Annotated in this window: 14 protein-coding genes; 9 read left to right on the top strand and 5 right to left on the bottom strand. The window is 42.6% G+C overall.

Going from position 1 to position 13,131, the window contains the following annotated elements; all coding sequences use genetic code 11:
• Window positions 1-13: 13 nt before the first annotated feature.
• A complete protein-coding gene (locus V7L95_RS08980) occupies window positions 14-799 on the bottom strand; it encodes a carbon-nitrogen family hydrolase (RefSeq protein ID WP_035390508.1) in 786 nt (261 codons plus the stop codon).
• Between the two features lie 209 nt (window positions 800-1,008).
• Here V7L95_RS08980 and V7L95_RS08985 point away from each other — a divergent pair, with 209 nt between their 5' ends.
• Entirely contained in the window at window positions 1,009-1,971 is a 963-nt protein-coding gene (locus tag V7L95_RS08985) for an acetylxylan esterase (protein ID WP_035703150.1), read from the top strand.
• A 70-nt stretch (window positions 1,972-2,041) separates the two neighbouring features.
• Here V7L95_RS08985 and V7L95_RS08990 read toward each other — a convergent pair whose 3' ends face one another.
• A complete protein-coding gene (locus tag V7L95_RS08990; protein WP_008342068.1) occupies window positions 2,042-2,356 on the bottom strand; it encodes a hypothetical protein in 315 nt (104 codons plus the stop codon).
• Window positions 2,357-2,416: 60 nt separating this feature from the next.
• Here V7L95_RS08990 and V7L95_RS08995 point away from each other — a divergent pair, with 60 nt between their 5' ends.
• The 5 genes from V7L95_RS08995 to V7L95_RS09015 all read left to right on the top strand — a co-directional run bounded on the left by V7L95_RS08995 (window position 2,417) and on the right by V7L95_RS09015 (window position 8,656).
• Entirely contained in the window at window positions 2,417-3,220 is an 804-nt protein-coding gene (locus tag V7L95_RS08995; protein ID WP_129548076.1) for a nucleotidyltransferase domain-containing protein, read from the top strand.
• A 161-nt stretch (window positions 3,221-3,381) separates the two neighbouring features.
• On the top strand, window positions 3,382-4,299 hold the full coding sequence (locus V7L95_RS09000; RefSeq protein ID WP_007498256.1) for a proline dehydrogenase: 918 nt from the start codon (window positions 3,382-3,384) through the stop codon (window positions 4,297-4,299).
• Window positions 4,300-4,322: 23 nt separating this feature from the next.
• Window positions 4,323-5,870: an L-glutamate gamma-semialdehyde dehydrogenase gene (gene pruA / locus V7L95_RS09005; protein WP_007498254.1), complete on the top strand. Its 1,548-nt coding sequence runs from the start codon at window positions 4,323-4,325 to the stop codon at window positions 5,868-5,870.
• Window positions 5,871-5,995: 125 nt separating this feature from the next.
• Window positions 5,996-7,228 (top strand): helix-turn-helix domain-containing protein, encoded by a 1,233-nt coding sequence (locus tag V7L95_RS09010; protein WP_017358555.1) that lies wholly within the window; start codon window positions 5,996-5,998, stop codon window positions 7,226-7,228.
• A gap of 129 nt (window positions 7,229-7,357) precedes the next feature.
• Entirely contained in the window at window positions 7,358-8,656 is a 1,299-nt protein-coding gene (locus V7L95_RS09015) for an arsenic transporter (protein ID WP_008342056.1), read from the top strand.
• A 224-nt stretch (window positions 8,657-8,880) separates the two neighbouring features.
• Here V7L95_RS09015 and V7L95_RS09020 read toward each other — a convergent pair whose 3' ends face one another.
• Complete coding sequence (locus V7L95_RS09020; protein ID WP_008347854.1) at window positions 8,881-9,558, bottom strand: amino acid ABC transporter permease; 678 nt, start codon at window positions 9,556-9,558, stop codon at window positions 8,881-8,883.
• A 12-nt stretch (window positions 9,559-9,570) separates the two neighbouring features.
• On the bottom strand, window positions 9,571-10,443 hold the full coding sequence (locus tag V7L95_RS09025) for a transporter substrate-binding domain-containing protein (protein WP_048001306.1): 873 nt from the start codon (window positions 10,441-10,443) through the stop codon (window positions 9,571-9,573).
• A gap of 181 nt (window positions 10,444-10,624) precedes the next feature.
• Between V7L95_RS09025 and V7L95_RS09030 the strand changes: the two genes are divergently transcribed.
• On the top strand, window positions 10,625-10,954 hold the full coding sequence (locus V7L95_RS09030) for a YckD family protein (RefSeq protein WP_007498247.1): 330 nt from the start codon (window positions 10,625-10,627) through the stop codon (window positions 10,952-10,954).
• Between the two features lie 46 nt (window positions 10,955-11,000).
• Here V7L95_RS09030 and V7L95_RS09035 read toward each other — a convergent pair whose 3' ends face one another.
• A complete protein-coding gene (locus V7L95_RS09035) occupies window positions 11,001-11,765 on the bottom strand; it encodes an MBL fold metallo-hydrolase (protein WP_048001305.1) in 765 nt (254 codons plus the stop codon).
• A 115-nt stretch (window positions 11,766-11,880) separates the two neighbouring features.
• Between V7L95_RS09035 and V7L95_RS09040 the strand changes: the two genes are divergently transcribed.
• Window positions 11,881-12,300: an Lrp/AsnC family transcriptional regulator gene (locus V7L95_RS09040; protein WP_181566828.1), complete on the top strand. Its 420-nt coding sequence runs from the start codon at window positions 11,881-11,883 to the stop codon at window positions 12,298-12,300.
• Between the two features lie 24 nt (window positions 12,301-12,324).
• A complete protein-coding gene (locus V7L95_RS09045; protein ID WP_017358552.1) occupies window positions 12,325-13,131 on the top strand; it encodes an AAC(3) family N-acetyltransferase in 807 nt (268 codons plus the stop codon).

The raw sequence follows: 13,131 nt of genomic DNA on the forward strand, positions 1-13,131 counted from the left end.
AGTCCCCTGCTTTCTAATATAAATCCAGCCGCTGATCTGTCATGACGGGGATTTGTTGTCTCACTTCATCTACGAGCTGAAGATCAATGTTTGCATAATAAATGTCTTCTTCATCATTTGTCTCAAGCAGAATGCGTCCGAGCGGGTCAATCACCATGGAGTGACCAGGGAATTCAGTGTCTCTGCTTGTGCCCGTCCGGTTCACCGCAATCACAAATGACTGATTCTCAATGGCTCTTGCGATGAGCAGACTGCGCCAATGGTCCACTCTTGCTGACGGCCATTGAGCGGTATTAACAAGCACCTTCGCCCCTTTGTTCACGAGCGTCCTAGAAAGCTGAGGGAAGCGGAGGTCATAGCAGATCATGGTGCCAATCTTGACATCTTCATCATAGTTAAATAAACCAAGCTGATGACCGGCGGTTAAATAGTTGTGTTCATCCATTAAGCGGAATAAATGAATTTTATCATAATCTAACAAAAGCTCACCTTGACGGTCAAACACATACATTGTGTTGGTGATATCTTCATTTGTTGTCCGTTTATTCAAGACACTTCCAGCGATGAGATACACTTTGTGTTTACGAGCAAAGGAAGAGAAGAGTTGTTTTGTCCGCTCACCATCTGCATCGGCAAGCTCATCCGCTTGTTCCAGCGCATAGCCGGTATTCCACATTTCAGGTAGAATAATCAAATCAGGCTGTTGACGGATGGCCTCTTCTAAAAACGCTTCTGCTTTCTGAAAGTTTACATCAGGTTCTCCTATTTGTACGTCCATTTGAATCAGGGCGATGTTCATGTCGGTCGTCCTCCTTTATTCGTTTCATGCAATGAATGGTTCGTTGATATTGCCTGAAACATCTAGTCTTCAAGCCAGTTTCTTTATCATAAAGCTTTCCGCTATCTTTGCCAATAGAAATGTCAGAAGGTTTTGTTAAATGACTTTCTCAATCAAGAAATGAGTGGTATGATACTCATAACTAATAAAACAAAGGGGAATAGTATGATATGCAATTGTTCGATTTATCACTAGAAGAGCTAAAAAAATATAAACCAAAGAAAACAGCACGTCCTGATTTCTCAGACTTTTGGAAGAAATCGCTCGAAGAACTGCACCAAGTGGAGGCAGAGCCAACACTTGAATCTTATGACTATCCAGTGAAAGGCGTCAAGGTGTACCGCCTGACGTATCAAAGCTTTGGACATTCTAAAATTGAAGGCTTTTATGCTGTGCCTGATCAAACTGGTCCGCATCCAGCGCTCGTTCGTTTTCATGGCTATAATGCCAGCTATGACGGCGGCATTCACGACATCGTCAATTGGGCGCTGCATGGCTATGCGACGTTTGGAATGCTTGTCCGTGGTCAAGGTGGCAGTGAAGACACATCAGTGACGCCAGGCGGGCATGCATTAGGGTGGATGACAAAAGGCATTTTATCGAAGGATACGTACTATTATCGAGGTGTTTATCTAGATGCTGTTCGTGCACTCGAAGTCATTCAGTCTTTCCCCGAAGTAGATGAACACCGTATCGGCGTGATCGGTGGAAGTCAGGGGGGTGCGTTAGCGATTGCGGCCGCAGCCCTTTCAGATATTCCAAAAGTCGTTGTGGCAGACTATCCTTACTTATCAAATTTTGAGCGTGCAGTTGATGTTGCCTTGGAGCAGCCTTATTTAGAAATCAATTCATACTTTCGCAGAAACAGTGATCCTGAAGCTGAAGAAAAGGGATTTGAGACATTAAGTTACTTTGATTTAATCAATTTAGCCGGCTGGGTGAAACAGCCAACATTGATGGCGATCGGTCTGATTGATCAAGTGACACCGCCATCCACCGTGTTTGCGGCATACAATCATTTAGAAACAGATAAAGAGCTGAAAGTGTACCGATATTTTGGGCACGAGTTTATTCCTGCTTTTCAAACAGAGAAGCTGTCCTTTTTACAAAAGCATTTGCTTCTATCAACATAAGAGCATGACAAAGAGCTAAAATGACATTCATTTTAGCTCTTTGTCTTTTTCAGCTATTGGAGCGTTCAGCTTAATAACTGGTGTTCTGTCTTGTTTTTTCATCAGGTACTAATGCTGTAACGATCAGGGCAAGGGCTGTGATGATGTGAAGGATGAATCCGAGAATCGGAATCCATGCAAGGCAGGATGTGACAATTCCAATGATACTTCCGATCATTGGTCCCTGGTCTCGCTTCGATAAGACGAGTGTGATAATATGCAGAATAAGCATGACCATGAGCGGTGAATAGCCATTGCTGATAACGAATAGACCTCCGATCACAGGGATAGCAAGGCAAGCTTCAAAAATCCCAGTGATCCATTTCATAATGCGAGATATAGACATCAGATCCAACTCCTTTTTCATATATGTCTTATTCGTATTTTCCCAAAAGGTGAAGAAGTCATGCAGAATTCTATAGAAAGAGTTGATGGACACTTGAGAGAAAGAATTAAGGAAGAGCTGAAAATCATCGAAGAAACGTATGACGTCAAGATTTGTCTCGCCGTTGAATCGGGCAGCAGGGCATGGGGATTTCCCTCGACCGATAGTGATTATGATGTTCGCTTTTTATACGTTCCCCAGAAAGAATGGTATTGGGCGATGGAAGAGCATCGTGATGTCATTGAACGGCCAATTGAAGACATGCTTGATATCAGCGGCTGGGAGCTGCGAAAGGCGTTGCGTTTATTCAATAAATCGAATCCATCCATTATGGAATGGCTGTCTTCTGACATCGTTTATGCTGAATCCTTCTCTCTAGCCAAGAGGCTGAGAGAATTAAAGGATCGAGCGTTTTACCCTGCGGCTTTGATGTATCATTACCTCAATATGGCGAAGCGGAATGAAAGCCGGCATTTACGAGGAGAGCAGGTGCGAATCAAGAAGTATTTCTATGTGCTTCGTCCGCTGCTTGCCTGCCAGTGGATTGAACGTTACCGGACGGTTCCACCCATGGACTTTCATGAATTACTCAAGGAGCTAGTGGAGGAAGGCCCGCTGTTAGCAGAAATTCACGAACTGCTCAAACGTAAAATGGACGGAGAAGAAATGGATTTAGAGGACCGCCTTGTACATGTCCATCCATTTATCGACAAAGAGCTGGCTCGTTTTGATGAATTGGTGAAAAGCTACAATCAGCCGAAGGACAATCTCACTGAAGAATTAAATAAGCTTTTGCAGTCTACCCTTGATGAGGTGTGGGCGTAAGCGTGAAAGAGCCAGCCGGTTAGCGGCAGGCTCTTTTTTATCTCTTATTGTGATAAAACCACAAAAAAAGTCAGAATTTTTGTCATCTTCAAATATTGTAGCGGACAGCTCATGAGCCTTACAATAAAGACATAGCTTACAAAGAGTGGGAGGTGCCCTTTATGGAGTCGGTCACAAGAAATTTCTTCTTGTTTTTGTCAAAAAGCAGTCTCTTGAACCATATTGCTCGTAATTGGGGAAGTGCTGTTGCATCAAAGAAAATCATCGGTGGGAAGGATTTTGAGAGCGCTATCCCTGTCATCAAACGATTAAACGATCAAGGTATGGCCGTAACGGTTGATCACCTTGGTGAGTTTGTCACAAAGGCAGAGATTGCAAATGAGCGGACGAATGAGTGTATTCAAACCATTCAGCGAATTGCAGAGGCGGGACTCAATTCCCACGTCTCACTTAAAATGACATCGCTTGGCTTAGATATTGACGATGATCTCGTGTATCGCAATATGAAAAGCATTTTAGATACGGCAGAGAAACACCGTATTATGGTGACAATTGATATGGAGGATGAACAGCGCTGTCAAAAAACGCTGGACATTTTTAAAGAAATGAAATCTCAATATGAGTATGTCAGTACGGTTTTGCAGGCGTATTTGTACAGAACAGAACAAGATCTTGATGACCTAAATGAGTTGCAGCCATTTTTAAGACTTGTAAAGGGTGCCTATAAGGAATCTGCCGAAGTGGCGTATCCAAACAAAAAAGACGTCGATCAGAATTACAAAAAGCTGATCGAAAAGCAGTTACTCTCAGGGAATTATACAGCCATTGCGACACATGACGATCAAATGATCGAATTTACGAAACATATTGTGAAAAAACACAATATACAGACAGATCAGTTCGAATTTCAAATGCTGTATGGCATGAGATCAGAAACGCAGCAAGCACTCGTGAAGGAAGGCTATCAAATGAGGGTCTACACCCCGTATGGACGAGAGTGGTATGGCTACTACATGAGACGTCTTGCAGAACGACCGGCAAACATTGCATTTGCTTTAAAAGGGATGACGAGAAAATAATTTGAAACGGGAGCGTGACAAAGATGACAACACCTTACAAGCATGAACCATTCACGGATTTTAGCCAGGAAGAAAATCGCCAAGCGTTTGAACAAGCATTAGCCAAAGTAACAGAATCACTTGGGCAAACCTATCCGCTTGTGATTAATGGAGAAAGAATCGAAACAACAGACAAGATTGTCTCGATCAATCCAGCGAAGAAGGAAGAAGTCGTGGGTACCGTATCAAAAGCTGGGAAAGAAGAGGCAGAGCAAGCGATTCAAGCTGCGGCAAAAGCGTTTGAAACATGGCGCTACACGTCTCCAGAAGAAAGAGCCGGCGTCTTATTCCGCGCTGCGGCAAGCATTCGCCGTAAAAAGCATGAGTATTCAGCCCTTCTCGTAAAAGAAGCAGGGAAGCCTTGGAATGAAGCGGATGCAGATACAGCAGAAGCCATTGACTTCCTAGAGTATTATGCCCGTCAAATGCTAGAGCTTGCGAAAGGCAAACCGGTGAACAGCCGCGAAGGGGAACGCAATCAATATGTGTACACACCAACTGGCGTGACGCTTGTCATTCCACCATGGAACTTCTTGTTTGCGATCATGGCAGGAACAACCGTTGCACCAATCGTCACAGGGAATACAGTTGTTTTAAAACCAGCAAGTGCGACGCCTGTCATTGCAGCCCGCTTTGTAGAAGAACTGGAGCAAGCAGGTCTTCCGAAAGGTGTTGTCAACTTCGTGCCAGGTAGCGGAGCAGAAGTAGGAGATTACTTAGTAGATCATCCGAAAACAAGCCTTATTACATTCACTGGATCAAGAGAAGTGGGCACACGTATTTTTGAACGTGCGGCAAAAGTACAGCCAGGACAACAGCATTTAAAGCGTGTCATTGCTGAAATGGGCGGTAAGGATACAGTCGTTGTAGATGAGGATGCAGATGTTGAATTAGCGGCTAACGCCATTTTCACATCAGCCTTCGGTTTTTCAGGTCAGAAATGTTCGGCTGGATCTCGTGCTGTCGTCCACGAGAAGCTGTATGACCAAGTCGTTGAGCGAGTGAAGGAAATCACAGAAACGAAAACAACAGCGAATCCGTTATCAGCTGATGTGTACATGGGACCTGTCATTGATCAAGCTTCCTTTGACAAGATCACGGAATATATCGAAATTGGCAAGCAAGAAGGCCGTCTAGTCACTGGCGGAACAAGTGATGATTCAGAAGGGTACTTCATTCATCCAACCGTGTTTGCAGATCTAGAGCCAACATCTCGTTTAATGCAAGAAGAAATCTTTGGACCTGTCCTAGCTTTCTCAAAAGTCTCAAGCTTTGATGAGGCGCTTGAAGTAGCCAACAACACAGAATATGGGCTAACCGGTGCGGTCATTACAAATAATCGTGATCACATCAACCGTGCGAAGCAGGAGTTCCATGTCGGGAACCTTTACTTTAACCGTAACTGTACGGGAGCGATTGTGGGATACCACCCATTTGGCGGCTTTAAAATGTCAGGAACTGATTCAAAAGCAGGCGGACCAGATTATCTTGCTCTGCACATGCAGGCCAAAACGATCAGCGAAATGTTTTAATATGGAAAAGCATGAACTCGTGCAGGCGAGTTCATGCTTTTTTTACCTGTCTACGACTTGTTTCTATACAAATATGACTGGAAAGAAGTATGATAAATGTATCACTTATTCAGGGAGCAATCGGGATGGAAGAGATATTAGAAAAGCTTCATACATTTTTTGATGTCGATAAATTAATTGCATTTATTAGTGGTTATTTAAAAAAACCAGTCATTTTAGAAAGTACTGAATGTCAGCTGCTTGCTTATAATTCTTACAGCATCCAGCAGTTCGACCCAGTCAATCAGCAAACCATTTTCTCAAAGGAATGTCCGGGAGCTGTGGTGGATTGGTTAAAAAAAACAGGGGTCATTGAGCAGCTATATACAGATTCAAATCCTTTTTATGTGAATGGTCATGAGGAGCTCGGGTTTAATCGACGAGTAGCTGTGAGCGCCAAGCACAAACAAGAGGTTGTCGGCTTTATTTGGGTGCAGGACATTGAAGATTCTCTCTCTCAAGAGGAGCTGCAATTTTTACACGAGGCATCGTTTCAAGTTGGAAAAGTTATTTATAAAAATAAGAAACAGTTGGAGAAAAAGGAAGGCAAGATTGAAGAGTTCTTCAAAAAGGTCATGGATGATCATTTTTATACAGAAGAAGAGCTGAAATGGGAAGCTGAGAATTTAAGCATTCCACTGCCAGCTGTCTTTACTGTGATGGTTGTTCATGCCGCCGATAATAAAAGTGAGACGGCAGAAGATGTGAAGGATGTGATTAGAACCTATTTACAGCTAGAAGACAAGGTCAATCATGTCTACTCTGTACAAGCAGACATCGTCGTGATATTAGGCAGTTTGTCAGATCGCCACTCACCAAAAGCGACCGCTGCGGATGTCGTCGCCCATCTTCAATCGAAAACGCATACACACCCATCTCCTTTATATATTGGGATGGGAAGAGAATATCGAGATGTCATGAAAATGAGCACAAGTCGATTTGAAGCGATAGAAGTCGTGAAAGCAGTGAAGATTGTCGGCGGACAGGAATTGATTCCATACGATTACGAGCATTTGGGGGTCTTCCGGTTCTTAGACTCGATTTACAGTCACCAAAAAAAGAAAAACGACTTTAATCCAGATTTGTTGCGCTTAAAGGAAAAAGACCGTGACAGCCAAACATCATTTTTAAAAACCTTAGAGGTCTACTTATTGAATAATTGCAAGCTAAAGCCAGCTGCAGAGCAGTTGTTTATTCATCAAAATACACTAAACTATCGAATGAAACAAATTTTTGAAATGACGTCTATAGATTTAAGTCATTTTAGCCAGCGTTGTGAGTTATTTATTGAATTGATGCTGATGAAAAAAGATCAATAGGCGTGGACTCCGCAGGTGCAAAGGATGACCTGCGGATTTTTATGCGAGATGATAAAATGGCATACAATTGCCTTATTTCGTTGTATGATAGATAAAGATTTTATGAGGAAAGTGAAAGGAGGGCCACCTTTGGGATCAGTCACCTTGGCCATTTTAATTTTCATCATGACCCTCGTCCTTGTCATTTGGCAGCCAGGACGTTTAACCATTGGATGGTCAGCGTGCGGGGGAGCGATTCTTGCTCTTGCTTTTGGGGTCGTTCATTTGGGCGATGTATGGGAAGTTACCCAAATTGTTTGGAACGCCACCTTTGCATTTATTGGAATTATCATCATTTCATTGATTTTAGATGAGATTGGTTTTTTTGAATGGGCGGCACTTCATATGGCAAAAGCCGCAAGAGGGAACGGGGTCCGCATGTTTATTTATTTAACATTGCTCGGCGCTGTGGTAGCAGCTTTTTTTGCCAACGATGGAGCAGCACTTATCTTAACCCCAATCGTTTTATCTGTGGTCAGAGCGCTGAAGCTGGATGAGCGTATGATCCTGCCATTTGTCATGGCAAGCGGCTTTATTGCAGATACGACGTCTTTGCCATTTGTCATTAGTAACTTGGTCAATATCGTATCAGCCGATTATTTTCATATTGGCTTTCTTGAATATACAGCAAACATGTTCGTCCCAAACCTTGTATCGCTTGGCGCTAGTATGCTTGTGCTGTATGTGTTTTATCGGAAACTCATCCCGAAAACGTACGATGTTTCGCAGGCGAAGGAACCAGCTTCGGCCATTCGTGATCTGCGCATGTTCCGGTTATCTTGGTATGTGTTAGGGTGCTTGCTTGTTGGATATTTTGCTGGGGAATTGGCAGGCATTCCGGTGTCAATCATTGTAGGAGGCATTGCCATTGCTTTCTTATGGCTGGCGAAACGGAGTCCACAAGTGGCGACAAAACGAGTCGTCAAAGAAGCACCGTGGTCGATTGTTTTTTTCTCTATCGGCATGTATGTCGTGGTGTATGGGCTGAAAAATGTCGGCCTGACAGAAATTTTAGCGGCGTGGATTGAACAGGGGGCGTCACACGGTTTACTTGCGGGAACGATGTTTATGGGGGTTCTGGCAGCAGTGCTATCTTCTGTCATGAACAACCTCCCAACCGTTTTAATTGATGCGATTGCCATCGGTCACACAGATACAGCAGGTGTGATGAGAGATGCACTGATTTATGCCAACGTCATCGGCTCAAACCTTGGTCCGAAAATGACCCCAATCGGTTCATTGGCGACATTGCTGTGGCTTCATGTCTTGAAGAAAAAAGGTGTGCATATTTCTTGGGGGGCATACATGAAAGCTGGAATCATTCTAACCATACCGACGCTGATCATCACGTTATTGGGGTTGTATGTGTGGTTATGGTTGATACATTAAAAAGCAGATCCCATGGATCTCAGTGCGTAGGCAAATCCTCGCATTCTTTGTCAGTCCTGCGTGCTGGTGCTCACGAATGTCAAATTCGCTCCGTGCCAGTACTCGTCCTTCCTAGACTGCAAAGGTTTTCTATCACGCTGAAAAGGAAACAAAGGGCTAAAATCAAGTTCATTTTAGCCCTTTGTCAACAATCTGAGCAGATCCAATGGATCTGCTTTTTGTTGTTATAGATATTTTGCATAGCGTTTTTCCAAAAAGTCTTGGAGCAATGAGACCACACTGCATATGCCCCAGTAAATCAAGGCAACCAATATATACATGGTCATATAATCGAATTCTCGTCCACCCACAATTTTTGCTTGCTGGAAGAGTTCGGGCACAGTAATCATTGCCGCTAGTGAGGAAGCTTTGATTAAATCAAGCATGACGTTGGTCAGGGGCGGCAGTGCAATGCGCACGGATTGAGGCAAAATGACTCCGCGCATCGTTTGCCAATAGCTGAGACCAAGTGATTTGGCGGCTTCCACTTGACCACTTGGAACAGAGGAGAGAGCCGCCCGGTTAATTTCGGCAATGTATGCAGCACTATTGAAGCTGAATCCAATAATAGCAGCAGTGACAGCTGTAAATTCAATGCCGATGTAAGGGAATCCGAAATAAAGGATAAACAAAATGACCAGAATGGGAACCCCTCGCATGAATGAAATATACAGCCGTGCAGGCAGCCGAAGGAACCACGTATTTGCCATTCGAGCAAGGGCAATAAAAAAGCCAAGAATCGTACCAAAAAACATGCTCACAAAAGAAATGAGCAGCGTCAGCCAGATGCCTTTCATCACAAATGGAAATGACGCTTTTGCCAGTGCAGGATTAAAGATATATTCTAAATGAATATCTCCCACGGCTGCGGCTCCTTATTTAGAAATGTCGACATCTTCGACATCAACATCAATTTTCTTTGAGACGTCAGCATGATTAAAGAATTTCTCCGAAATCTTTTTCATGGTTCCGTCTTTTTTCATCTCTTTTAATACACGATTTAATTCTTTTTGAAGCTCTGTATTGTCTTTTTTCATCACAAACCCTTGTTCATTCGGCATGTATTTTAAGTCTGGATGGATCGTAATATTTAGCTTAGGGAATGCAGCAAGCGCCAGTGTTTGCAAGTAGTAGTCATTTAAAATGACATCTGTACGGCCGTTTGCAACATCCTTTAAATATTGCTCGTTTGTGGCATTATCATAGATGACTTCTTTTGCACCATACTTACGGGCAACATCCATATAAATAGTCGTTGCAGCACCGGCTGCTTTCTTTCCTTTTAAATCCTTTAGCGTTTTAATACCTGACAGATCATCTTTTCTGACGATAGCGGTTCCATATGAGTATTTATAAGGTGTTGAAAAGGCGAACTTATCTTTCCTGTCATCTGTGATGTCGATATCGTTTGCAGCGGCATCCACCTGACCTGAATTAATGGCACTGAGCATACCGTCATAACCCATTTCTTTAAATTCTACTTTTACGTCAAGGCGCTTAAATGCTTCTTTGACGACTTCCACTTCATAGCCAGTCAATTGATCCTTGCCGTTCGATGTATCATGGTAAGACGTAGGATACAAGGTGCCTGAAGTAGCGACAACGATTTTCCCTTTCTTTTGAATCTGATCCCACTTTGATTCTCCAGACTGAGATGAGCCTGATTGATTGCAAGCAGACATGACAAGCATGAGAGCAGACACAACAAGCAGCACCAATATAGGTTTTCTATGATAAAAACGACTCATTTAAGAATCCTCCTCTATTTTTTATACAAAACAAAACATAGCACGCTTTTTCAGTTAGGACAACGTTTTCAGATGAAAAGCGAAAAAGTAAGAATATTATGTGCAATTTGATGGCGTGAATAATGTATAAAAAAGGAAAGGATGCGCAAATTAAAATCGAATAAAGGAGGGAACGACAGAGATGAAAAAAACAAGTGGTTTGATCATACTAACGATGGTGATATTATTTGGTTTTCAAGTGAATACGGCTCATGGAGAAACACCCCAAATGGAAAAGCGCCCCGTCACGCATCAAGTAAAATTAACGACAGAGCAACAAAAACAAATTGAAGTACTTGAACAGCAAATTTTGTCTAAACGAAAAGAAGTGATCGAAAAATACGTTCAGTATGGTGTGTTAACGAAGGAACAAGGTACGCACATCACAAAACGAATGGATGAACATTACAATCACTTAAAAAATAACGGGTTTGTTCCATTACTAAAAAAACCACAGCACCATCGACCATAAGTTTAAGAAAACCGGCAGCAAGGTGCCGGTTTTTATTGTTTATGTGTTAAAAGGTCAGCGTCTCTCCATCTTGAGGGACAAAAATGGCCTGATCTGCATGATTCTCTTGAATGTAAGATGTTAATGCTGCTCTTGTTAATAAACAATGATTCACGGCTTCAAGGTGACAGGCAATAATTTGAGCTTGTGGTTGAGAATGGTGAATGTCTACAATCTCTTCCTTTGTCATCGTAATGGGGTCTCCCTCTAAAAATTGGGCAGCCCCACTATTGACCACAATAATATCTGGCTGGCATGTATTCACAACCTCTTTCGGCTCATCACACCAAATGGTATCTCCTGCAATATAAAGAGTAGGCTCATCAGGATGAGAGAAAATAAAACCGCTCACTTGTCCCATCCGTTTAGCAGTTTCTCCTGTCCCGTGCTGCCCGCCAGTTCGTTTGATATGAATACCGCAAACATCCATTTCATCTTCAATGCATGTAACATGCTGAAATCCAGCTTCTTTTACTTCCATGCGATCTTTCTCTGATTGAGTATAGATCGGCAAAGTTTGCGCTAATCTCTTTTTTGCCTCGTCGTCAAAGTGATCTACATGTAAATGAGTGAGCAGAACAGCATCCGGCTGTAATATCTTGTCCAAATCAATGTTTGCAGGCAGCTCAACAATTGGATTGTTTACATGTTGATTGGCAGTATGCGGGAACGGTGGATAGGTTCCTTTTGCTGCTAAAAAGGGATCGATTAAAAATGTTGACGGACCATATTGAAGGTATAAAGTAGCATTACGAATGAGTGTTATTTTCATTAGAAGGCCTCCTTTTTTTCTCATTAAGTTTACAGTATATTAAAAGAGCCTCATGTGACAGAGGATCATGCAAGTCTTTCAGCGGATCGACTTGATTTTTGAAAGAGGTGAGCCAATGCTAGACAAAACAGATATGGATATATTAAAAGAACTCTCAAAGAATAGCCGATTGACGATGAAAGCACTTGGTGAAAAAGTCCATTTGACCGGTCAAGCTGCTAAAAATAGAGTTTTAAAGCTTGAAGAAGAGGGGATTATTGAAGCCTATACCATTTCAATTAACTGGCGGACACAGCAGAACATCCAAACATTTTTACAGCTCTTTACCCGAAGTTATGATCATAAACCGCTTTTATCGTTTCTCCATCAAAAGGAAGAAATCAAAAACCTGTTTAAAATAAGTGGAGAGGGCTGTTATATGGCTGAAGGACATTTCTCCAGTCATGATGAGCTTGATCAATTTTTAACGGAGCTAACAAAGCATGCAAATTATAAATTGTCTATCGCTGTGAAACGTCTCACTCATCAAGAATAGATGAGGCGCAGGAGGAAATAACCGATGAAAAGATTAATTGAACATCAGGCTGAACCGATCACAAAGGAAAGAATCAAAGCGGATTTGGTTCAACTTGGTGTAAGGAAGGGCATGACCTTATGTGTCCACTCATCCTTGTCATCTATTGGCTGGGTGAATGGAGGGGCCATAGCCGTTATACAAGCTATGATGGATATTTTAACAGATGAAGGAACACTGATTATGCCGGCACAAACATTAGAGCTGTCTGATCCTGCTGATTGGATCAATCCGCCTGTTCCTTATTCTTGGTGGAAACCGATCAAAGACACGATGCCTGCATTTGATCCGGCGTACACAGCTCCAACAGCAATGGGAAAGGTAGCGGAGACCTTTTGGAAATACCCAGGCGTAGAAAGAAGCAATCATCCTCATTTCTCATTCACCGCCTGGGGGAAAAGGAAACATGAAGTGTTGAACCACCATGCGCTTCCTTATGGTTTAGGAGAAAATTCACCTCTTGGACGTATGTACGATCTTGATGCAAAAGTGCTGCTAATTGGCACGTCATTCGAGAGTGTGACAGCTTTTCACTTAGCTGAATATCGAATCTCACAGCAAGACCTCATGACACGAGGGGCCCCCATTTTAGAGAATGGTTGGAGGGTGTGGAAAGAGTATCAAGATATCATCACAAGAGAAGAACTATTTGAACAGATTGGTCGTGATTTTTTACAATCAGAATGTAGTTATAACCACAGTCAAATCGGGCTAGCCAATTCGTATTTATTGCCGATGAGAGAATCAGTCGATTTTGCAGAAAAATGGCTTGAGCAGTACGACCAGGCGTGA

Source organism: Bacillus sp. PPSBB_11, from assembly GCF_038023285.1.
GTDB classification, from domain to species: domain Bacteria; phylum Bacillota; class Bacilli; order Bacillales; family Bacillaceae; genus Bacillus; species Bacillus altitudinis.

Bases quoted from the DNA above. Each gene is read 5' to 3' on its own strand.
- V7L95_RS08980 (WP_035390508.1), bottom strand. From the start codon at position 799: ATGAACATCGCCCTGATTCAAATGGACGTACAAATAGGAGAACCTGAT.
- V7L95_RS08985 (WP_035703150.1), top strand. From the start codon at position 1,009: ATGCAATTGTTCGATTTATCACTAGAAGAGCTAAAAAAATATAAACCA.
- V7L95_RS08990 (WP_008342068.1), bottom strand. From the start codon at position 2,356: ATGTCTATATCTCGCATTATGAAATGGATCACTGGGATTTTTGAAGCT.
- V7L95_RS08995 (WP_129548076.1), top strand. From the start codon at position 2,417: ATGCAGAATTCTATAGAAAGAGTTGATGGACACTTGAGAGAAAGAATT.
- V7L95_RS09000 (WP_007498256.1), top strand. From the start codon at position 3,382: ATGGAGTCGGTCACAAGAAATTTCTTCTTGTTTTTGTCAAAAAGCAGT.
- pruA (WP_007498254.1), top strand. From the start codon at position 4,323: ATGACAACACCTTACAAGCATGAACCATTCACGGATTTTAGCCAGGAA.
- V7L95_RS09010 (WP_017358555.1), top strand. From the start codon at position 5,996: ATGGAAGAGATATTAGAAAAGCTTCATACATTTTTTGATGTCGATAAA.
- V7L95_RS09025 (WP_048001306.1), bottom strand. From the start codon at position 10,443: ATGAGTCGTTTTTATCATAGAAAACCTATATTGGTGCTGCTTGTTGTG.
- V7L95_RS09030 (WP_007498247.1), top strand. From the start codon at position 10,625: ATGAAAAAAACAAGTGGTTTGATCATACTAACGATGGTGATATTATTT.
- V7L95_RS09035 (WP_048001305.1), bottom strand. From the start codon at position 11,765: ATGAAAATAACACTCATTCGTAATGCTACTTTATACCTTCAATATGGT.
- V7L95_RS09040 (WP_181566828.1), top strand. From the start codon at position 11,881: ATGCTAGACAAAACAGATATGGATATATTAAAAGAACTCTCAAAGAAT.
- V7L95_RS09045 (WP_017358552.1), top strand. From the start codon at position 12,325: ATGAAAAGATTAATTGAACATCAGGCTGAACCGATCACAAAGGAAAGA.